The organism is Azospirillum sp. TSH20, assembly GCF_003115935.1.
Classification (GTDB): Bacteria; Pseudomonadota; Alphaproteobacteria; order Azospirillales; family Azospirillaceae; genus Azospirillum.
In genome coordinates this window covers 12,492-33,626 of sequence record NZ_LGQU01000061.1, presented here as the reverse complement: position 1 = coordinate 33,626, position 21,135 = coordinate 12,492, and the positions used below count along the sequence as shown (strand labels likewise).

General features: G+C 67.4%; 20 protein-coding genes. 9 read left to right on the top strand and 11 right to left on the bottom strand.

The annotated features are described in order from the left end of the window. Positions 1 to 24: 24 nt before the first annotated feature. Positions 25 to 1,530, top strand: coding sequence for a DEAD/DEAH box helicase (locus TSH20_RS17645; protein ID WP_109075933.1), 1,506 nt, complete (start codon positions 25 to 27; stop codon positions 1,528 to 1,530). Between the two features lie 77 nt (positions 1,531 to 1,607). Here the strand turns inward: TSH20_RS17645 and gstA are convergent, their stop codons facing one another. The 7 genes from gstA to TSH20_RS17610 all read right to left on the bottom strand — a co-directional run bounded on the left by gstA (position 1,608) and on the right by TSH20_RS17610 (position 8,543). Continuing rightward, positions 1,608 to 2,222, bottom strand: a complete 615-nt coding sequence (gene gstA, locus TSH20_RS17640) for a glutathione transferase GstA (RefSeq protein WP_109075932.1) — start codon at positions 2,220 to 2,222, stop codon at positions 1,608 to 1,610. An 80-nt stretch (positions 2,223 to 2,302) separates the two neighbouring features. Further along, positions 2,303 to 3,127: an acyl-ACP desaturase gene (locus tag TSH20_RS17635; protein WP_109075931.1), complete on the bottom strand. Its 825-nt coding sequence runs from the start codon at positions 3,125 to 3,127 to the stop codon at positions 2,303 to 2,305. 272 nt (positions 3,128 to 3,399) lie between these two features. After that, a complete protein-coding gene (locus TSH20_RS17630) occupies positions 3,400 to 3,816 on the bottom strand; it encodes a F0F1 ATP synthase subunit epsilon (RefSeq protein WP_109075930.1) in 417 nt (138 codons plus the stop codon). A 145-nt stretch (positions 3,817 to 3,961) separates the two neighbouring features. Beyond that, positions 3,962 to 5,383 (bottom strand): F0F1 ATP synthase subunit beta, encoded by a 1,422-nt coding sequence (gene atpD, locus TSH20_RS17625; RefSeq protein WP_109075929.1) that lies wholly within the window; start codon positions 5,381 to 5,383, stop codon positions 3,962 to 3,964. Positions 5,384 to 5,469: 86 nt separating this feature from the next. Then, positions 5,470 to 6,357 (bottom strand): F0F1 ATP synthase subunit gamma, encoded by an 888-nt coding sequence (locus tag TSH20_RS17620; RefSeq protein ID WP_109075928.1) that lies wholly within the window; start codon positions 6,355 to 6,357, stop codon positions 5,470 to 5,472. 87 nt (positions 6,358 to 6,444) lie between these two features. Next, entirely contained in the window at positions 6,445 to 7,974 is a 1,530-nt protein-coding gene (gene atpA, locus TSH20_RS17615; protein ID WP_109075927.1) for a F0F1 ATP synthase subunit alpha, read from the bottom strand. Next, positions 7,974 to 8,543, bottom strand: a complete 570-nt coding sequence (locus TSH20_RS17610) for a F0F1 ATP synthase subunit delta (RefSeq protein WP_109075926.1) — start codon at positions 8,541 to 8,543, stop codon at positions 7,974 to 7,976. The genes atpA and TSH20_RS17610 overlap by 1 nt, the downstream gene beginning before the upstream one ends. Before the next feature lie 385 nt (positions 8,544 to 8,928). Between TSH20_RS17610 and TSH20_RS17605 the strand changes: the two genes are divergently transcribed. Beyond that, the gene (locus TSH20_RS17605; protein WP_109075925.1) at positions 8,929 to 9,312 is read left to right on the top strand and encodes a hypothetical protein; all 384 of its coding nucleotides are present in this window, start codon (positions 8,929 to 8,931) and stop codon (positions 9,310 to 9,312) included. A gap of 97 nt (positions 9,313 to 9,409) precedes the next feature. Here TSH20_RS17605 and TSH20_RS17600 read toward each other — a convergent pair whose 3' ends face one another. Together TSH20_RS17600 and TSH20_RS17595 are read right to left on the bottom strand one after the other, a co-directional pair. Next, positions 9,410 to 9,925, bottom strand: coding sequence for a cache domain-containing protein (locus TSH20_RS17600; protein WP_109075924.1), 516 nt, complete (start codon positions 9,923 to 9,925; stop codon positions 9,410 to 9,412). Between the two features lie 187 nt (positions 9,926 to 10,112). Continuing rightward, entirely contained in the window at positions 10,113 to 12,329 is a 2,217-nt protein-coding gene (locus TSH20_RS17595) for a primosomal protein N' (RefSeq protein ID WP_109075957.1), read from the bottom strand. 195 nt (positions 12,330 to 12,524) lie between these two features. On the opposite strand from TSH20_RS17595, the gene fsa reads away from it, so the two are divergent. The 6 genes from fsa to TSH20_RS17570 all read left to right on the top strand — a co-directional run bounded on the left by fsa (position 12,525) and on the right by TSH20_RS17570 (position 18,444). Further along, positions 12,525 to 13,181, top strand: coding sequence for a fructose-6-phosphate aldolase (gene fsa, locus TSH20_RS17590; RefSeq protein WP_085090287.1), 657 nt, complete (start codon positions 12,525 to 12,527; stop codon positions 13,179 to 13,181). Positions 13,182 to 13,198: 17 nt separating this feature from the next. Beyond that, positions 13,199 to 13,921 carry a DUF484 family protein gene (locus tag TSH20_RS17585; protein ID WP_109075923.1) on the top strand — a complete coding sequence of 241 codons (723 nt, stop codon included), beginning with the start codon at positions 13,199 to 13,201 and terminating at the stop codon, positions 13,919 to 13,921. After that, positions 13,918 to 14,883, top strand: coding sequence for a tyrosine recombinase XerC (locus TSH20_RS17580; RefSeq protein ID WP_109075922.1), 966 nt, complete (start codon positions 13,918 to 13,920; stop codon positions 14,881 to 14,883). The genes TSH20_RS17585 and TSH20_RS17580 overlap by 4 nt, the downstream gene beginning before the upstream one ends. Before the next feature lie 308 nt (positions 14,884 to 15,191). After that, positions 15,192 to 17,372 (top strand): methyl-accepting chemotaxis protein, encoded by a 2,181-nt coding sequence (locus TSH20_RS17575; RefSeq protein ID WP_109075921.1) that lies wholly within the window; start codon positions 15,192 to 15,194, stop codon positions 17,370 to 17,372. 126 nt (positions 17,373 to 17,498) lie between these two features. Next, complete coding sequence (locus TSH20_RS35710) at positions 17,499 to 17,906, top strand: hypothetical protein (protein WP_247871617.1); 408 nt, start codon at positions 17,499 to 17,501, stop codon at positions 17,904 to 17,906. After that, positions 17,815 to 18,444, top strand: a complete 630-nt coding sequence (locus TSH20_RS17570) for a nucleotidyl transferase AbiEii/AbiGii toxin family protein (protein WP_247871620.1) — start codon at positions 17,815 to 17,817, stop codon at positions 18,442 to 18,444. The genes TSH20_RS35710 and TSH20_RS17570 overlap by 92 nt, the downstream gene beginning before the upstream one ends. 70 nt (positions 18,445 to 18,514) lie before the next feature. Here TSH20_RS17570 and lpdA read toward each other — a convergent pair whose 3' ends face one another. Next, on the bottom strand, positions 18,515 to 19,912 hold the full coding sequence (gene lpdA / locus TSH20_RS17565) for a dihydrolipoyl dehydrogenase (protein WP_109075919.1): 1,398 nt from the start codon (positions 19,910 to 19,912) through the stop codon (positions 18,515 to 18,517). Positions 19,913 to 20,071: 159 nt separating this feature from the next. Next, positions 20,072 to 20,659, bottom strand: coding sequence for a Uma2 family endonuclease (locus tag TSH20_RS17560; RefSeq protein WP_109075918.1), 588 nt, complete (start codon positions 20,657 to 20,659; stop codon positions 20,072 to 20,074). Between the two features lie 175 nt (positions 20,660 to 20,834). Here TSH20_RS17560 and TSH20_RS17555 point away from each other — a divergent pair, with 175 nt between their 5' ends. Further along, a complete protein-coding gene (locus tag TSH20_RS17555; protein WP_042443141.1) occupies positions 20,835 to 20,993 on the top strand; it encodes an entericidin A/B family lipoprotein in 159 nt (52 codons plus the stop codon). The last annotated feature ends 142 nt before the right edge of the window (positions 20,994 to 21,135 follow it).

The window sequence follows — 21,135 nt, the reverse complement described above, 5'->3', positions numbered from 1 at the left end:
CTGGTGACCAGGACCATCGCTTCCATGACCGAATTTTCCGGCCTCGGCCTGATCGAGCCTCTTCTGCGCGCCGTCGCGGAGGAGGGATACTCCACGGCCACGCCGATCCAGGCCGGCGCCATCCCGCTTCTGCTGGCCGGCCGCGACGTGCTGGGCCTCGCCCAGACCGGCACCGGCAAGACTGCCGCCTTCACGCTGCCGATGCTGCAGCGGCTGTTCCAGAACAAGAAGCGCGTGGCCGCCAAGTCGCCGCGCGCCCTGATCCTGACCCCGACGCGTGAACTGGCGCTGCAGATCGGCGACAGCTTCACCACCTACGGTCGCCATCTGCCGATCCGTCGCACCGTCATCCATGGCGGCGTCGGCCAGAGCCCGCAGGTCGCCGCCATCGCCCGCGGGACGGAGGTGCTGATCGCCACCCCCGGCCGCCTGCTCGACCTGATGGCGCAGAACCACGTCAATCTCGGCGGCATCGAGCTGTTCGTGCTGGACGAGGCCGACCGCATGCTCGACATGGGCTTCATCCGCGACGTGCGGAAGGTGGTGGCTGTGCTGCCGAAGGAACGGCAGACCCTGCTGTTCTCCGCCACCATGCCCGACGCGGTGGTCGACCTTGCGAACAGCATCTTGACCGATGCCGAGCGCATCGAGGTGACGCCGCAGTCGACGACGGTGGAGCGCATCAACCAGCGCGTCCTCTTCGTCGAGCGCAGCGACAAGCGCCGTCTGCTGGCCGACCTGCTGGAAGACAGCGCGATGGCCCGCACCATCGTCTTCGCCCGCACCAAGCATGGCGCCGACCGCATCGCCGACCATCTGAAGAAGGCCGGCATCGCCGCCGACGCCATCCATGGCGACAAGTCGCAGTCGGCCCGCGTCCGCGCGCTGGAAAGCTTCCGCGCCGGCGAATTGCGGGCGCTGGTGGCCACCGACATCGCCGCGCGCGGCATCGACATCGACGGCATCAGCCACGTCATCAACTTCGACCTGCCGAACGAGCCGGAAAGCTACGTCCACCGCATCGGCCGCACCGCGCGCGCCGGCACCGACGGCAGCGCGGTGTCCTTCTGCGACCATGAAGAGGTCGGCTATCTGAAGGACATCGAGAAGACGATCCGCCAGCCGATTCCGTCCGACACCACCCACCCCTACCATGCGGTGGACGTGGCGCAGATCCACGCTTCGTCCAAGCCGCCGCCCCGCCCCAAGGCACCGGGCAGCAACCGCAACCAGAACAACCGCAACCAGCAGCAGGCCCGCCCGGCGAACGCGGCGCCGAAGGCAGCCCCGAAGGCGGCGCAGCAGCCTGCCAAGGCTCCGCAGGCTGCCAAGACCCCGCAGAAGCCCGGCAAGCCGGCCGGTGCGCCGCGTCCGGACGCCGCTCGCAACGACCAGAACCGCCACGACCGCCGCCCGGCTCCGCATGCCGTGTCGCACGGCAACAGCCAGGGCAACGGCAAGCAGGCGCCGCGCGCCGCCGGTACCCCCGGCGGCAACACCCCGCTGCGCCGCAAGCCCAGCGCCGCCTGATCCGCGCGACGCCGACAAAGAAAAAGGCCCCGCCTCACCGAGACGGGGCCTTCTTTTTTATTCCGACCGGCCGGCCGTCAGCCTTGGGCTTCGGCGGCGTGCGCCGCCTGCACCGCCGGACGGGCGGCGACGCGCTCGGCGAAGGCCGTCAGGTTCGGCCAGGGCGACAGGTCGAAGCCGATGCGCGGCATCCAGCTCAACACCGTATAGGCATAGGCGTCGGCGACGGTGAAGACCTCGCCGGTCAGATAGGCCTTGCCCTCCAACTGCTGGTTCAACACCGACAGCTTGGCCCCCAGCACCTTGGCGGCGAAGTCGCGATAGCTGTCAGGCACCACCTCCTTCAGCATCGGGAACAGCGGGACGACGCCCTTGTGCAGTTCCGACCCGATGAAGTTCAGCAGTTCCTGCACGCGGTAGCGCTCCATCGTGCCGGCCGCCGGGACCAGACCGCTGTCCGGCACCTTGTCGGCGATGTACTGCACGATCACGGCACCCTCGGTCAGGATGCCGCCCTCGTCGAGCGCCAGCGTCGGCACCTGGCCCTTCGGGTTCACCGCACGGAAATCGCTGCCGTCGGCCAGCGTCTTGGTGACGAGATCGACCTTGACCAGGTCGAAGGGCAGCCCGGCCTCGCGCAGGACGATGTGCGGCGACAGCGAGCAGGCGCCGGGCTTGTAATAGAGCTTCATGTCTCCGAAACCCTCTTTGGGTGGTTTAGACCATCATGGCTACCCCAAAGAGGCCGGCACCGCCAGCGTCGCGGCCGGGGTCAGACCGCCTGCGCCGCCAGCTTCCTGGCCTGACGGTCGATGAACCACCACGCCCCGCGTGAGGCGACGCTGCACAGCCGGGTGTGCGGCTTCAGCCCACAAGCCTTGAACACCATGGCGATGGCGCGGTCGACATGCTTGCGGCGATAGCGGCCGAAGGCGCGGCGCTTGTAGGCGGCGTTGTAGAGCTTGTGCTCGTACGCGGCGTCGGCCGGGGCGTTGGCGGCATAGTAGGCGTAGGCCAGCTCGTCGTCCTCGGACTCGCCGATGCGCGACAGCGCCACCTTCAGCCGCTGCACCTTGTTCAACCCTTCGCGGTCCAGATACTTCTTGGCGTAGGTGTAGAAGATCTTGTAGTGGCGCAGCTCATCGGCGGCGATGTTGCGGCAGATCTCCTTCAGCACCGGCTCGTCGGTCGAATCGCCGATGGCGGCGTAGTAGGAGCTGGTGCCGGTCTCCACCATGCAGCGGGCGATCATCTCGCCGGTGCGCGAGCCGCGGACCGAGGCGTCGAGGTCGATCGGCACGCGGTAGCCGGCGCGGAAGCGCTCGACCGCCGCGCGGAAGTCGAAGGTCGGATCGACCAGCTCGGCCCAGCGGCCCAGCGCCTCGCCATGCTGGACCTCCTCGATCGCCCAGCCGCGGGCGGCCTCCTGGAACTCCGGATCGTCCTTGAAGACGTTGCACAGATAGGCTGTGTAGTCGTCGGCGTTGAATTCCACCAGGGCCGCCGCCTTGATCAGCGGGACCAGATCGGAGTCGATCTTGCCGGCGTCGAAACGGTCCCAGGGAAGCTCGTCGATCCGCCAATGCGCACGCGCCATGTCCGCTCTACCGCCTCGTTCGGGGCCGCGCTGCCGTTGCGGCCGGTTCATATCGGGAAAGGGTCCGTCGCTCCCATGCCCCGCCTTTATGCCGTCGGGTACGGCGGGGTTCACGGTTCAGGCCTTCGAATGTAATCGCTCTTTTTCGCCATGCAACCAAGTCGCAACGCGAACGGGCGGCCTGGATGCCCAAGCCGCCCGTTTGACCGAAGGGATATATGCCGTTGGCTCCAGGATCCCGCACAGACGGGAACCGGGCCAACGGCCTCCGCTCAGTGAGCGGAGGTCTGGGTCAGCGCGTCCAGCTTGGCGCGCGCGACGGCCAGCTTGGACTCGGCGGCAGCGCGCTCGGCGTCCGACTTGCTGTCGTCCACGTCCTCGGACAGATCCTTGATCTGCTTCTCGACCGTGGCGCGGTCCAGGTCGGTCAGCGCCACCGCTTCCTCGGCCAGCACGGTGCAGCGGGCCTCGGTGACCTCGGCGAAGCCGCCGGCGACGAAGACGCGGTCGACCACGCGGTCGCCCTCATAGACGTCGATGACACCCGGACGCACGGTCGAGATCATCGGCGAATGACCGGCGAGCACGCCGAAATCGCCTTCCGAACCCGGCACCACGACCATGTCCACGGGCTGCGACTTCAGCAGCTTTTCCGGCGAGACCAGCTCGAATTCGACTTTATCGGCCATGGGTTTCCTGGTGCCTCTTCATAGGAACCCCCTCCCCCGATGACGGGGGGAGGGGGTGTGCTGATGTCGATTTCCGCCCGGCTTTCTCAGGCCCCATCACAAGGCCGATGGAGCCGGGTCGGAATGCCGCAATCCCGGATGGGGATCAGGCGGCGGCCAGCTTCTTGGCCTTGGCGATCGCCTCGTCGATGGTGCCGACCATGTAGAAGGCGGCCTCCGGCAGGTGATCGTAGTCGCCGTTCACGATGCCCTTGAAGCCCTTGATGGTGTCTTCCAGGCTGACCAGCACGCCCGGCGTGCCGGTGAACACCTCGGCGACGTGGAACGGCTGCGACAGGAAGCGCTGGATCTTGCGGGCGCGGGCCACGACCAGCTTGTCCTCTTCCGACAGCTCGTCCATGCCCAGGATGGCGATGATGTCCTGCAGCGACTTGTAGGTCTGCAGAACCTTCTGGACCGAACGGGCGACCTGGTAGTGCTCCTCACCGACGACGCGCGGGTCGAGGATGCGGCTGGTCGAGTCGAGCGGGTCCACGGCCGGGAAGATGGCCATTTCGGCGATCGAGCGCGACAGCACCGTGGTGGCGTCCAGGTGGGCGAAGGAGGCGGCCGGGGCCGGGTCGGTCAGATCGTCGGCGGGCACGTAAATGGCCTGCACCGAGGTGATCGAACCCTTCTTCGTCGAGGTGATGCGCTCCTGCAGGGCGCCCATGTCGGTGCCCAGCGTCGGCTGATAACCCACCGCCGACGGGATGCGGCCCAGCAGAGCCGACACTTCCGAACCGGCCTGGGTGAAGCGGAAGATGTTGTCCACGAAGAACAGCACGTCCTGGCCTTCCTCGTCGCGGAAGTATTCCGCGAGCGTCAGGCCGCTCAGCGCGACGCGGGCGCGGGCGCCCGGCGGCTCGTTCATCTGGCCGTACACCAGGGCCACCTTGGAACCCGGGCCGTCGAGCTTGATGACGCCCGACTCGATCATCTCGTGGTAGAGGTCGTTGCCCTCACGGGTACGCTCGCCCACGCCGGCGAACACCGACACGCCGCCGTGCGCCTTGGCGACGTTGTTGATCAGCTCCATGATCGTCACGGTCTTGCCGACGCCGGCGCCGCCGAACAGGCCGATCTTGCCGCCCTTGGCGTAGGGAGCCAGCAGGTCGATGACCTTGATGCCGGTGATCAGCACTTCGGCGTCCGTCGACTGGTCGACGAAGTCCGGAGCCTGACGGTGGATCGGCAGCGAGCGGGCGGCGTTGACCGCGCCGCGCTCGTCGATCGGCTCGCCGATGACGTTGATGATGCGGCCCAGGGTCTCAGGGCCGACCGGCACGGCGATCGGGGCGCCGGTGTCCGACACCTCGGCGCCACGCACCAGACCGTCGGTGCTGTCCATGGCGATGGTGCGGACCGTGCTCTCGCCCAGGTGCTGCGCCACTTCCAGAACGAGGGTCTTGCCGTCGTTCTGGGTGTGCAGCGCGTTCAGGATCGCCGGCAGGTCGCCGTCGAACTGCACGTCCACGACGGCGCCCGTGACCTGCGTGATCTTGCCGACAGAATTGGTGGTGGCCATGGAGTAAAGCTCCCTAGGAACTCGGTAAGTGTCGGTATGCCGTCGCCGGCGCAAATAGGCTGGACGCTACGTGTCGGATGCGGCCGTTACAGGGCCTCGGCACCGGAGATGATCTCGATCAGCTCCTTGGTGATGTAGGCTTGGCGCGTCCGGTTGTAGGTGATCGTCAGCTTGTTGATCATGTCGCCGGCGTTGCGCGTCGCATTGTCCATCGCGGTCATCCGGGCGCCCTGCTCGGACGCGGCGCTCTCCAGGAGGGCGCGGTAGATCTGGATGGACAGGTTGCGCGGCAGCAGTTCGGCGAGGATCTGCTCCTCGTCCGGCTCGAACTCGTACATCGCCTTGGCTTCCGCGCCGGCGGCCTCGGCGGCCTCGGTGGCGACGGCGAAGGGGATGAGCTGCTGAACCGTGACGACCTGCGAGATCGCCGACTTGAACTTGTTGAAGATGACCGAGCAGACGTCGAACTCGCCGGCGTCGAACATCGACAGCACCTTCGTCGCCACCATGTCGGCGTCGCTGAAGCCGAGCCGGCGGCGGCCGACATCCTCATAGCTCTCGACGATCAGGGAGGCGAACTCGCGCTTCAGCTGGTCGCGGCCCTTGCGGCCGACGGTCAGCAGCTTCACGGTCTTGCCCTCGCCCTGCAGGCGGACGATCTGGCGCTTGGCCTCGCGGACGATGGAGCCGTTGAAGGCGCCGCACAGACCGCGGTCGGAGCTGATGACGACCAGCAGATGCACCTGATCGGCGCCCGTTCCGGTCATCAGCTTCGGGCCGTTGCCGCTGTCCTGCACGTTGGCGGCCAGGGAGGACAGCATGCGGCCCATACGCTCCGCGTAGGGACCGCTGGCTTCCGCCTGCTCCTGAGCGCGGCGCAGCTTGGAAGCCGCGACCATCTTCATGGCCGAGGTGATCTTGCGCGTCGACTGGACGCTCGCGATCCGGTTCTTTAGGTCCTTGAGGTTAGGCATGCCGGCCCTTCAATTCCGCTCGAGGTCGTTCCGTGCCCGTCTCTACAAGACGGTGGGGGGCGGTTTCCCGCCCCCGCGCGCGGTCGGTCAGGCGAAGACCTTGGCGAAGCCGTCGAGGAACGCCTTCAGCTTCTCTTCGGTCGCCGAGGTGATCTGCTTGTCGGTGCGGATCGCCGCCAGGATATCGGCGCCCTTGGCGCGGATTTCCGACAGGAACTTGGCCTCGAAGCGGTTCACGTCCTCGACGCGGATGGCGTCCAGGTAGCCCTTCACGCCGGCGAAGATCGACACGACCTGCTCTTCGACGGGCAGCGGCTGGAACTGGCCCTGCTTCAGCAGCTCGGTCAGACGGGCGCCGCGGGCCAGCAGGCGCTGGGTCGAGGCGTCGAGATCCGAGGCGAACTGGGCGAAGGCGGCCATCTCGCGGTACTGCGCGAGTTCCATCTTGATGGTGCCGGCGACCTGCTTCATCGCCTTGATCTGGGCGGCGGAGCCGACGCGGCTCACCGACAGACCGACGTTGATGGCGGGACGGATGCCCTTATAGAACAGGCCGGTTTCCAGGAAGATCTGACCGTCGGTGATCGAGATCACGTTGGTCGGGATGTAGGCGGACACGTCGCCGGCCTGGGTCTCGATGACCGGCAGGGCGGTCAGCGAGCCGTTGCCATGGGCGTCGCCCATCTTGGCGGCGCGCTCCAGCAGGCGGCTGTGGAGGTAGAACACGTCGCCCGGATAGGCTTCGCGGCCCGGCGGACGGCGGAGCAGCAGCGACATCTGGCGGTAGGCGACGGCCTGCTTGGACAGATCGTCGTACACGATCAGGGCGTGCATGCCGTTGTCGCGGAAATACTCGCCCATCGTGCAGCCGGTGTACGGCGCCAGGAACTGCAGCGGAGCCGGCTCCGACGCGGTGGCGGCGACGACGATGGAGTATTCCATGGCGCCGGCGTCTTCCAGGGTCTTGACGATCTGGGCGACGGTGGAGCGCTTCTGGCCGACGGCGACGTAGATGCAGTAGAGCTTCTTGCTCTCGTCGTCGCCCTGGTTGATCGGCTTCTGGTTCAGGAAGGTGTCGATGACGACGGCGGTCTTGCCGGTCTGACGGTCACCGATGATCAGCTCGCGCTGGCCGCGCCCGATCGGAACCAGGCTGTCGACGGCCTTCAGGCCGGTCTGCATCGGCTCGTGCACCGACTTGCGCGGGATGATGCCGGGGGCCTTCACCTCGACGCGCTTGCGCTCGACGTCGACCAGCGGACCCTTGCCGTCGATCGGGTTGCCGAGGCCGTCGACCACGCGGCCCAGCAGGCCACGGCCGACCGGAACGTCGACGATGGTGCCGGTGCGCTTGACGGTGTCGCCTTCCTTGATGCCGCGGTCGTCGCCGAAGATCACGATACCGACATTGTCGGTCTCGAGGTTCAGCGCCATGCCCTGCAGGCCACCCGGGAACTCGACCATTTCGCCGGCGCGGACGTTGTCCAGGCCGTGCACGCGGGCGACGCCGTCACCCACCGACAGGACCTGACCAACCTCGGCGACATCCGCCTCGGTCCCGAAATTCGCGATCTGCTGCTTGAGGATCGCAGAGATTTCTGCGGCGCGGATATCCATCAGACTGATCCCCCTGAGGCCTTCATGGCGAGTTGCAATTTGTTCAGCTTCGTGCGCACCGAGGTATCGACCATGCGCGAGCCGAACTTAACGATCATGCCGCCGATCAGCTCCGGATCGACGGAGGTGTTCACCAACACCTTGGAACCGATGGACGCCTTGAGCGCGTCGATGACGGCGTCGCGCTGGGCGTCGTTCAGCGGCTGGGCCGTCGTGACCTGCGCCGTGACCTCGCCGCGGCGCCGGGCCAGCTCGGCCAGGAAGCCTTCGATCATCCCGTCGATCGAGAACAGGCGGCGGTTGGCCGCCACCAGCCCGATGAAGCGCTTGGTCAGATCGGACACGCCGGCGCTGTCCAGGACAGCGGCCATGGCCTTGCCCTGATCGGCGCGGCTGATGACGGGGCTGCGGACGAGGCGACGGAGGTCAGCGCTCTCGGCCAGGATCTGCTTCAGCGTGGCCAGATCGCTCGCGACCGTGTCCAACGCCTGATTTTCGTCCGCAAGCTCGAACAGCGCGGTGGAGTAACGCGCGGCGAGTTCGGATACGCCTGTTCCTTCGGATGCCACCTGATCCCTCGAATTGAGTTCGGTAGACGGTGAATTCGGCGGCCTTATAGGGTGTCAACCCGAGGCACAAACACCCCGGCCGCGAAAGCGAGCGGTCCAATATCACAGGAATCGCCACCACGCAACGGGGTCTGGACAATTTGGCTGCGGCGTTTTGAGCAACTGCGGAATCATTGGTCGCAACTGCGTTCGCCGAGGACTCGGGCAACGCTCGACTGGTCATACCGGCTGTGACTTCGATGTGGCCCTATTCCCGGTTTAATTCAAGGTTAACCAATCTGATCCACGGTCGGCCGGAACCGTGCGGGCGGCCGATCCGACCTTGGGATTCCTGTCGTTTTGCCCCGCCGCAGCCGGTCCCGAGAGACCAGAGGCCTTATCCGCCATGACCATCCTGCCGACGACCGACACCCCTGCGGACACCGACGCCGGCGCCGGCTCCCGGCTGGAGGAGCGCGCGCCCAACGTCATCCAGTTCAGCCGCGCCCGCTTTACCCCGGACGATCTGGACGCCTTCGCCGCCGTGGCCGAACCGAAGATTCGCGACGGGCATTGGGTCGGCGTGCTGCGCGAGTCGGGGCGCACCCACGACCGGCTTCTGGTGCTGCTGCCGGAGGTCGACCGCCCGGTCTTCCGCTTCGAACGCGACGCCAAGGGCCGCTACAGCCTGTCCTTCCACGACCGCTCGGGCTGGTACGGCATCGGGGCCGGTGACAACGCCGCCGAATGCCTGTCGATCTGGCGCCCGCGCCGGCCGCGGTCGCCCTGACCTTCCTCGGAATTGGCCCCGTGGATTTGGCCGCTGCAATTTTCACCATGTAAAAAAGCGACCTGCGGCATCCCGCCGCAGCAGTTTCATAAAAGCCTCAACGATAGACGCCGACCGCCAGCATGTAGGGCTTGCCGTTCAGAACCAGACGGCGGGCGTGCATCGTCTTGCGCGCGACTTGGCCCGTAAGCGGGTCGATCCATTGATAGGTGACGTCGGTGCGGCCGGCGCGCGCCACCCCGTCCAGCGCCTCGCGGATGAAGGGCTTGCCGTCGACGTCGCGCAGCTCCTTCAGGTTCGACCCGTTCAGCGTCGCGGTCCAGCCATGGGCGACCATCACGCCGGTGTCGTCCAGCAGCATCGGATAGAGGTCGCGGTCGGTGAAAGCGCTATCATGGGCGACAAAGGCTTCGGCCGCCGCGTCCGGACCGATCCGCTCCAGCAGCTGCTCGGCGCGGTCGATCATGGTCAGCGCTTCGGCATCGGTGCCGCGGGTGCGGGCCGGGGCGCCGGCGGCGAAGGCGATGACCACCAGCAGCAGAAGAACCGGCAGCACGGTCAGCAGGGTTTGCCGCTGAACGCGCAGACGAAGCTTGGAGATCATGCCGACCATCAGCCTGAACCTGTGCCTGTGACGTTTGGGTCCGGGAAGGAAGTTTGGATTCGGAACCATCCCGACCGTGGTAATACCATGCTCCACGCCGCGCAATGGACCAAACGTCACAGGTGCCATGTCGAACCCCTGCCGCGACCGGATCGTGTCAATTCGCCGCAGCCTGCCCTGCCGACGCTAACGCCCCTTAAAGGAAGCTATAGGGGTCGACATCGATCTGCACCCGGATGGCCGGCGGGATCTCCACCCTGTCCAGCCACTCCGCGATCAGCGGCTGCACCTGGGTGCTGCGCGGCGCCTTCAGCAGCAGGCGGCGGCGGTGCCGTCCGCGCAGCAGGGCCAGCGGCGCCGGGGCCGGCCCCAAGATATGGACCGAGTCGCTGCGCGGTGCGGCCCGGCCCAGCGCCATCGCCACCCGCTCCACCAGCGTCGGATCCTCGCCGGACACGATCAGCGCCGCCAGCCGGCCGAAGGGCGGCATGCCGGCTTCCAGCCGCATCTCGGCCTCCAGCTGATAGAAGCCGTCGCGGTCGCCGGCGGCCAGCGCCTGCATCACCGGATGTTCGGGCATGAAGGTCTGCAGCATCACCCGCCCCGGCCGCTCGCCGCGCCCGGCGCGCCCGGCAACCTGATGCAGAAGCTGATAGGTGCGCTCCGCCGCCCGCAGGTCGCCGCCGTTCAGCCCCAGGTCGGCATCGACCACCCCCACCAGCGTCAGCATCGGAAAATGGTGGCCCTTGGCCATCACCTGGGTGCCGATGATGATGTCCAGCTCGTGCCGGCCGATGCTCTCCACCATCTCCTGGATGGCGCGCGGGCCGTGCAGGGTGTCGGACGCCATGATGGCGGCGCGGGCGTCGGGGAACAGCTCCGCCACCTCCTCGGCGATGCGTTCCACGCCGGGACCGCAGGCGGCCATCGTCCCCTCCTCCCCGCATTCCGGGCAGGCGTGGGGCAAGGGCTGCTGCAGGCCGCAATGGTGGCATTGCAGCTTGCGGGCGAGCCGGTGTTCGACCAGCCACGCCGTGCAGTTCGGGCATTGCATGCGGTGGCCGCAGGCGCGGCACAGGGTCAGCGGGGCATAGCCGCGGCGGTTCAGGAACAGCATCGCCTGCTCGCCCGCCGCCAGCGTGTCGTTCAGCGCCTTGCGCAGGCTGGGCGCCAGCCAGTGCCGGGCGGGAGGGCGGTCGCGCCGCAGGTCAATCAGCTCGACGTCGGGCAGCACCGCACCGCCATGGCGGGCCGGCAGCTCGATGCGCGCATAGCGGTGGCTGTCGGCATTCACCTTGGTCTCCAGCGACGGCGTGGCGGAGACCAGCACGATGGGCAAGCCGCCCAGATGCGCCCGCGCCACCGCCATGTCGCGGGCGTGGTAGATCGCCCCCTCCTCCTGCTTGTAGGCGGAGTCGTGTTCCTCATCGACGATGATGACACCCAGATCCGGGTAGGGCAGGAACAGCGCCGAGCGCGCGCCCACCACCACCGGCACCTCGCCCTTGGACACCGCTCGCCAGGTGTCGCGGCGCTGCCCCCCGGTCAGCTCCGAATGCCATTCCGCCGGAGGCGCGCCGAAGCGGCGGGCGAAGCGGTCGAGCCACTGTGCCGACAGTGCGATCTCCGGCAGCAGCACCAGCGCCTGTTTGCCCTGTTCCAGCGCCGCCGAGATCGCCTCGTAATAAACCTCCGTCTTGCCCGACCCGGTGACGCCGTCGAGCAGCACGGTGGAATAGCTGCCGGATGCCACCCGCGCGCGCAGATCGTCGGCCGCCGCCCGCTGGTCGGCCGACAGGCTGGGTCCGGGCCGGCGCCAGTCGGGCCGGCCGAGCCGGGTCGGCTGCAGCATCACCGGCTCCAGCAGCCCGGCCTCGGCCAGCCCGCGCACCACCGTCACGCCGCAGCCGGCCTCCTCCGCCAGCTCCGCCGGGGTACGGGGAGGCCCATCTTCCAGCAGCGCCAGGATGCGCTTGCGCGGGTCGGTCATCTTGAAGCCGGGGGGCGGCTCCGCCCCCTGCTTGCGCAGATAGGCCAGCATCGGCTTGGGCGGCTCCAGCGCCGCCGGCACGCTGACCGCCATGCGCAGGACGAAGCCCGGCGGCGTCATGGTGTAGGCGGCGACCCATTCGACGAAGCGGCGGCCGACCTCGGTCATCGGCGGCACGTCGAACCGCCGCACCACCGGCTTCAGCCGGCCGGACTCCAGCGTCCCCGCACCGCGGCCCCAGACGACGCCGACCACCCGGCGCGGGCCCAGCGGCACCTCGACGAAATCGCCGGGGACCAGCTCCATGCCGTCCGGCACGCGGTAGTCGTAGGCCTCGCGCAGCGGCAGCGGCAGCAGGACGGCGACTCGGCGGTCCGACCCGCGAGGCTGCGGCTTCGCCGGGGAATCGGTGGTTTCACGCACCAAATCGCCTTCGGGCTGCCCCGTTTCGGGCGTGTCCCCAAGAAGATCCCCCTGGAAGCCCGGGGCGGAACTGGCGGAAGTCGAACGCATCGGCTAGAGTGGCCTCATGTCCCGGGCACCGGGCGGGACGGCGCGTCGGTCAGCTTTCCGGCGCGGCCGGTTCCGGTCAACATCAGCAAGCATGGACCCTTCGTCATGAAGTTCTTCGTCGACACCGCCGACATTGCCGAGATCCGCGATCTGGCCGATACCGGTCTGCTGGACGGTGTTACCACCAACCCCTCCCTGATCGCCAAGTCCGGCCGTCAATTCCTCGACCTCGTGGCCGAGATTTGCGACGTCGTCAACGGTCCGGTCAGCGCCGAGGTGGCGTCCACCGACTTCGAGACCATGCTCGCCGAGGCCCACAAGATCGCCAAGATCTCCCACCGCGTCGCGGTGAAGGTGCCGCTGACCCCGGCCGGCCTGAAGGTCTGCAAGATCATCTCGTCCGAAGGCACGATGGTCAACGTCACGCTGTGCTTCTCCCCCGCCCAGGCGATCCTGGCGGCCAAGGCCGGCGCCAGCTTCGTGTCGCCCTTCGTCGGCCGCCTGGACGACATCGGCCAGGATGGTATGGGCATCATCAAGGACATCTGCGAGATCTATAACAATTACGACGCCTTCAAGACCGAGGTGCTGGTCGCCTCGATCCGCAACCCGATGCACATCGTCAAGGCCGCCCGTCTGGGCGCCCATGTCGTGACCGCGCCGGCGTCGGTGCTGAAGCAGCTGTTCAACCACCCGCTGACCGACAAGGGTCTCTCCCAGTTCGTCGATGACTGGAAGAAGACCGGCCAGTCGATCCTGTAAGGCGGGCCGGAGCGATCATGGCCGACAGGGGCCGCGAACCGGGCCACCCCCCGCGCCAGGCGTCGACGCTCTCTTCGGAGGATGTGCGCGCCTATCTGCGGACCCACCCGGACTTCCTGGCCCAGAACGCCGATCTGGTCCACCACCTGACCCCGCCGTCGGTCGACCGCGGGCGTGGGGTGGTGGACCTCCAGGCCTTCATGGTCGACCGGCTGCGCGCCGAGGTCCGCACCCTCAAGGACCAGCAGCGCGAGCTGATCGGCACCAGCCGGGCCAACCTGAACAGCCAGAACCGCATCCACGCCGCGGTCCTGTTCCTGCTCGACGCCCAGAGCTTCGAGCAGCTGATCCAGACCATCACCACCGACCTCGCGGTCCTGCTCGACCTCGACGTCGCCTGTCTGGTCATCGAATCCAACGGCAGCGACATTCCCCACGTCCACCGCTCCGGCGTGCGGGTGGTGGAGCCGGGCGCCATCGCCGACCGGCTGGGCCGCGCCGACGTGGTGCTGAACACCGACATCCAGGGTGATCCCGAGATCTACGGCCCCGGCGCCGGCCTCGTCCGGTCGGAGGCGCTGATCCGCATCCAGGTTTCCAGCGAGACGCCCGACGGCCTGCTCGCCTTCGGCAGCCGCGAGCCGGACACCTTCCACAACGGCCAGGGCACCGAACTGGTCGGCTTCCTCGCCCGCGTCATCGAACGGGTGATCCGCGGCTGGCTGGAGCTGCCGGCGTGACAGAACCTGTTCCCATTGCTCCAAGTTTGGGGTTTTCCGCCAAGCCCGACGTTCAGGACGTGCTGGCCCACTGGCGGCGCTGGATGGAGAGCGAGAAGGCGGTGTCCCGCCACACCCTGTCGGCCTATACCGCCGACGTGGGGGAGTTCCTGCGCTTCCTCACCGAATTCCGCGGCGGATCGCCGCCCTCGCTGAACGACCTGGGCGACCTGAAGGCGGCGGATTTCCGCGCCTGGATGTCCCGGCTGGCGATGGACGGTCTGGTCGGGGCCAGCCGGGCGCGCAAGCTGGCGGCGGTGCGCAACCTGTTCCGCTGGATGGACCGCAGCGGCCGGCTGCACAACCCCGCCGTCGCCACCCTCGCCACGCCCAAGGTCAAGCGCCCCGCCCCGCGCCCGCTGACGGAGATCGATGCCGACCGCCTGCTGGAGGAGGCCGAGCGCGATCGCGACGAGCCCTGGATCGGCAAGCGCGACCGCGCCCTGTTCACCCTGCTCTACGGCTGCGGCCTGCGCATTTCCGAAGCGCTGGGTCTGGCCCGAAAGGACGCGCCGCTGACCGACACGCTGCGCGTCACCGGCAAGGGGCGCAAGGACCGCATGATCCCGGTCCTGCCGGCGGTGACGGAGGCGGTGCGCGCCTATATCGAGTCGTGCCCCTTCACGCTGGCGCCGGACGGCCCGCTGTTCGTCGGCACCCGCGGCGGCCGGCTGAACGCCAGCGTCGCCCAGCATCAGATGCAGAAGCTGCGCGCCCTGATGGGCATGCCCGACAGCGCGACGCCGCACGCCCTGCGACACAGTTTCGCGACCCACCTTTTGGCGGACGGCGGCGACCTGCGCGCCATCCAGGACCTGCTCGGCCACGCCTCGCTCTCCACAACCCAGCGTTACACGGACGTCGAGAACGAGCAGTTGATGAACGTGTACCGCAACGCCCATCCTCGGGCGCGCAAGGGCTGATCGGGACCGGTCTCCACAATCGAGCCTAGCATACCGGGATATTCACGCCGATCCCCGTCGCAAATGTCGGCGGAGCCTTCGCGCATTGAATGCAACCTCGCAACAATCTGTCTGTCTGTGGAAAATGAAAATACATTTCCGGATTTCCCCATGAACGTTAGAATCATTCGCAAATAGTGAAGCAATGCCGCGCAACCGTAATACTTTCGCATCAAAGGCCGTATTCTAACCCTTATCCAGGCTTCACCATTCGTTAAGGGGCGAATTCCACAGTGCCTTCAGCGTGTGATTCATGCTGGGGAAACACCATGCAAATAAGATCAATCCAATCGAAGATCGCGATGCTGTCGGGCTTGTGCCTGGCAGGCACCGTCGCCGTGCTCGTCGGCTTCGCCGTCCTGTCGACGCGCTCCAGCAACGAGTTCGTGACCGGCAACGTCGAACGGATCATCGAAAGCAAGACGACGGAATCCCTGCAGAATCTCGCGGCCACCCAGGCCGGCCTGCTGCGGTCGGAATTCGACACCGCGCTGAACGCCGCGCGGACGATGGCCAGCAGCTTCGCCAGCCTCGCCGACGACGGGGCGCCCGGCCACGTCCTGCCGGAAAAGCGGCGCGAGGCCTTCAACGGCGTTCTGCTGTCGGTTCTGAAAAACAACCCGCTGTTCAACGGCACCTATTCGGCGTGGGAGCCCGACGCGCTCGACGGCCGGGACGAGGAGTTCCGCAACCGCCGCGAAGCCGGCACCGACGCCACCGGCCGTTTCATCCCCTATTGGAACCGCGACCAGAACGGCCGCATCGCCATGCAGTCGTTGGTCGAGTATGACAGCCGCGACCGGCATCCCAACGGCGTGATGAAGGGCGGCTGGTACATCGGCCCGCAGGAGAACGGACGCGAAAGCGTGCTCGACCCCCTGCCCTACATCGTGCAGGGCAAGCAGGTGTTCCTGGCGACCCTGTCGGTGCCTGTGGTCATCGGCGGCAAGTTCCGCGGCGTGGCCGGCGCCGACTTCAACCTCGATTTCGTGCAGCAACTGTCGACCAAGGTCAGCGCCGCCGTCTTCAACGGACGCAGCCAGGTGGTCATCATCAGCAACATGGGCCTGATCGTCGCCCACAGCGCCCGGCCCGACCTGATCGGCCAGTCGATTTCCACCTTCGATGCCTCGTGGCAGAACGATCTGACCAGTGTCCAGGCCGGCAAGCCACATGTCGACATCGAAGCCTCCACCAACATGCTGCGTGCATTCGCTCCCATCACGCTCGGCAACACCGAAAAGCCGTGGGCCGTGCTGGTCCAGGTGCCGAAGGACATCGTGCTGGCCGACAGCATGGCCCTGGCCTCGGAACTGGGCGAGCGGGCCAACTCCAGCATCCTGTGGCAGGTGACCGTCGGCGCCCTGGTCGCCCTTGGCGCGGTCGCGGTGATGTGGGTGGTCGCCGGCGGCATCGCCCGGCCGATCCGCGCCAGCGTCAGCTTCGCCGAGGGCATCGCCGCCGGCCGCTTCGACCAGACGCTGGATATCCGGCAGGCCGACGAGGTCGGCGCCCTTGCCGACGCCCTGCGCAAGATGCTGGCCGACCTGAAGCGGATGATCGACCAGCGGGCCAAGGATCAGGCCAAGGCCGACGCCGAACGCCGCAAGGCCATGCTGCAGCTGGCTGACACTCTGGAAGCCCAGGTGATGAATGTGGTGGACGGCGTCGACCGCGCCGCCCAGTCGATGACCGGCACCGCCCAGACCATGACCGCCACCGCGACCCAGACCAGCCAGCAGGCCGGCGTGGTCGCCAACGCCTCGCAGGATGCCAGCAGCAACGTGCAGACCGTCGCCAGCGCGACCGAGCAGCTGTCCTCCTCGATCCAGGAGATCGGTGAGCGGGTCAACCGCTCCGCCCAGATCGCCCGCGAGGCGGTGGAGGCGGCCCAGCAGGCCAACGGGCAGGTGCTCAGCCTGACCGAGGCGGCGGAGAAGATCGGCACGGTGGTGCAGCTGATCCAGGACATCGCCAGCCAGACCAACCTTCTCGCCCTCAACGCCACCATCGAGGCCGCCCGCGCCGGAGAGGCGGGCAAGGGCTTCGCCGTGGTGGCGCAGGAGGTGAAGAGCCTCGCCAGCCAGACCGCCCGCGCGACGGAGGAGATCGCCGGCCACGTCACCGGCATGCAGCGGGTCACCGACGAGACCGCAAGCGCCATCAAGGGCATCGGCGGCATCATCGCCCAGATCGACGAGATCTCGACCGCCATCGCCGCCGCGGTGGAGGAACAGGGCTCCGCCACCGCCGAGATCGCCCGCAACGTCCAGCAGGCCGCCAGCGGCACCCAGGAGGTGACCAGGACAATCGCCGACGTCCGCAGCGCCGCAGTCGAGGCCGGCCATTCCGCCGAGACCGTCCTGTCGGTGTCCGGTCAACTCGCCGGCGACGCCGGCCGCCTGCGCACCGCGGTGAACGGCTTCCTGTCGACCATCCGTGCGGCCTGACGGGGCGCGACACAAAAGGGCTTCCCTGCCGGCCGGCGGGGGAGCCCTTTGGCGTTCGCGACCTCTCCCGCTGTTGACCCTCCTCCCCCGTCTCCCCACACTGGAGGCGGGAGACCGGAGGCGGAAATGTCGGATGTGGCGCTGTCGGAGCGGGCGAGGCGAGCCATTGACTTCGTGCTGGGAACGATCAACGCTCCCCGTCCGGCCGCGATGGACGAGGCGACGCTGCTCGACTGCCTCGGCGCCGACCACCCCGATCCCCGCTGGCGCCCGCATATCGAAGCCCTGTTCGACGAAGTGTCCATCGAGGCGCTGCACGATCTGGTGCTGGCCGGGGTGGTGGATTTCGATCAACTGGACCGTGCGGCGCGAATTTGGGGGATGACCAATGGACGAAACCACCCCTGGATCGAAGAAATGGCCGCCCTCACGCTGGCCTGCATTGCTCGCGGACGCCCTCCGTCTGCTACGGTCGCTCCCGGACAAACCGCGCTGGAGCTTCGGCGGCGGCACAGCGCTCGCCGCGCAGTATGACCACCGCGTCAGCTACGACATCGACATCTTCGTCCGTGACTCGGACGTGCTACGCGACCTGACCCCGGCGCGCAATGCGACCACCCGCGCCTTGCTGGCGGGACGTGGCTTCGAATATCCGGGCAACTACCTCAAACTCAATCTGGATGGCGGCGAAATCGACTTCATCGTCGCCGGGCGCCGCACAGAGAACCCGACACGGCCCTGGACGTTCGGCGGCGAAGAAATCCTGATCGAGACGCCGTGGGAAATAGCGATCAAGAAGATCTTCTATCGGCCGTCTTCGTTCAAGGTCCGTGACCTCTTCGATCTGGCAGCAGTGCTCGATCGCGACCCCGCCGACTTGGCGGTCTCCCTGCCGGAGGTGGAGGATCGCCTGGACAAGGTCATCGACCGGGTCGAGCGGATGGTTCCGGACTATCCCGAGGCGGCGGCAGCCGACATCAACCCGACGGCCGGCGGGCGGCGTTACATGACGCGCGAAGCCGCAGAGCAGGCACTTTTCTTCCTCAAATCCCGTCGCCAGCACCGGTCCTGAAATGAAAACGCCCCCTCCCGCGCATGCGGGAGAGGGCGCTCGGCACCAATATTCTGGGCGGAAAGCCCGATCAGATGTGCAGCGGACGACCGTCCACCGCCAGCGCCGCTTCCTTGACCGCTTCCGACAGGGTCGGGTGGGCGTGGCAGGTGCGGGCGACGTCTTCGGCGGACGCGCTGAACTCCATGGCCAGGACCAGCTCGCCGATCATCTCCGACACGTTCGGGCCGATCATGTGGACGCCCAGCACCTGATCGGTGGAGGCATCCGACAGGATCTTCACGAAGCCGTCGGTGTTGCCGCCGGCACGGGCGCGGCCGTTGGCGGTGAACGGGAACTTGCCGGCCTTGTAGGCGACGCCCGCGGCCTTCAGCTGCTCCTCGGTCTTGCCGACGGCGGCGACTTCCGGCCAGGTGTAGACGACGCCGGGGACGAGGTCGTGGTTGACGTGGCTCTTCTGGCCGGCCAGCTGCTCGGCCAGCGCCACACCCTCTTCCTCGGCCTTGTGGGCCAGCATCGGGCCTTCGACCACGTCGCCGATGGCGTAGATGCCCGGCACGTTGGTCTGGAAATGGCCGTCGATCTTGACGCGGCCGCGCTCCAGCTCGACGCCCACCGCCTCCAGGCCCAGGCCTTCGGTGTAGGGGCGGCGGCCGATGGCGACCAGCACGGTGTCGGCTTCGATGGTCTGCGCGGCACCGCCGGCGGCGGGCTCGACCGTCAGGGTGACGCCGGTCTCGGTCACCGACGCGCCGGTCACCTTGGTGCTCAGCTTGAAGTCCATGCCCTGCTTGGCGAAGATGCGCTGGGCCTGCTTCGACAGCTCGTTGTCCATCGTCGGCAGCACGCGGTCGAGATACTCGACCACCGTCACCTTGGCGCCCAGGCGGCCCCAGACGGAGCCCAGCTCCAGGCCGATCACGCCGCCGCCGATGACGACCAGATGCTTCGGCACCTCCGGCAGCGCCAGGGCGCCGGTGGAGGACACCACGCGCTTCTCGTCGATGGCGATGCCCGGCAGCGGGGTCACGTCCGAACCGGTGGCGATGACGATCGCCTTCGACGCGGTGATGGTGCCGACGCCTTCGACCTCGACGGTGTTCGGGGCGGTGATCTTGCCGGCGCCCTTCAGCCAGGCGATCTTGTTCTTCTTGAACAGGAACTCGATGCCGGTGACGTTGTCCTTAACGACCTTGTCCTTGTGGGCCAGCATGCCGGGCAGGTCCAGGTCGACGCTGCCGACCTTGATGCCGAACTTGGCAAGGCCGTGGGCCGCTTCCTCGAACTTCTCCGACGCCGCCAGCAGAGCCTTGGACGGGATGCAGCCGACGTTCAGGCAGGTGCCGCCCAGCGTCCCGCGCTTTTCCACGCAGGCAACCTTGAAGCCGAGCTGCGCCGCGCGGATCGCGCAGACATACCCGCCGGGACCGCCGCCGATCACAACGACGTCAAAAGTGCTTTCAGCCATGAGAGGCTTTCCTTTCGCCATTCTTGCTCGTTGCCAAAAGCCGTCCCATCCAGCGGGGAGGGCCGCGAGATATTCCGCGGGGCGATTTATGCCCGCGCTCACGCCCCGTGGCAACGGGACACTTCGTCTCTGGATGCAGGGTTGCCTGATGGACGGAGGTCAGAACCCGAGGTCGCGGTACAACTCCGCCAGCGGCATATCGAGGCCGGCGGTCTCCAGCACCAGCCGCCCCTCCTCCTCCAGCACCTCGGGTGCGGCGGGCCAGAGATTGTCCGAATCGCGGCGGTGCAGTTCCGCCCGGATGGTCCGGGAGTCGAGGAACAGGATCTCCCGCACCGACAGCATGGCGGCATAGGCGTGCAGCTTGGCCCGCTGCGCCTTCTCCTCGGTCGGCGACAGAATTTCCACCAGCAGTACCGGGGCGGTGGTGTAGGGAATTTCCGGATCGAACGGCTCGCAGGTCACGGCAAGGTCGGCGACGCGGTAATTGTGGGTCGGGTCGAAATGCGGACGGACGCCGGCTTCCGACAAAGTCCGGCAACGGCTTCCGTCACGCTTGCCCTTCTCCCGCAGGGCATCGCGCAATGCGGCACCCAAAGCGATCTGCAAGGTGCTGTGTGCGGGGCTCGGATGTGCCTGCCCGACAATTTCACCATCGACGAGTTCATACCGGCCATCGTCCCGGAACTCCGTTGCCAGGAATTCACCGACGGTCGTCAGCGGAGTGAAGCGACGGGCGAGCGGCATGGCGGTCTCCGGTCCGGACGGGACGTTCGGCAACAGCCCCAATGTTAATCCATTCCCATGCCGAAGCGAAGGGCACCACCTTTGCGCAAGCCCCCTCCCCGATCGGATCGGGAAACCTTTACGGCTCCGCTCGCGTTCCCATCGGCATCACACAGCCACCGCAACGGAGACCACCATGACCACCGTCAAGAAGTTCGCTCTGCTCGCCGTCCTGGGCACGCTGCTGGGCACCACGCTGGCCGCCTGCAACACCGTGGAGGGCGCCGGCCAGGACGTGCAGGCCGGTGGCCGCGCCATCGAACGGGGCGCCGACAACGTCCAGAAGAAGATGTAAATCCGCAGTCGGCTCGGCCTTGGAAATCCATCCTTCCAAGGCCGACCGCAAAACAGCCACCAACAAAACAGCCATGGAGCCTGATGCGGTTCGGATCGACCGCATCAGGCTCCATGGCTGTTTTGGTTTGACGGCCGGAGCG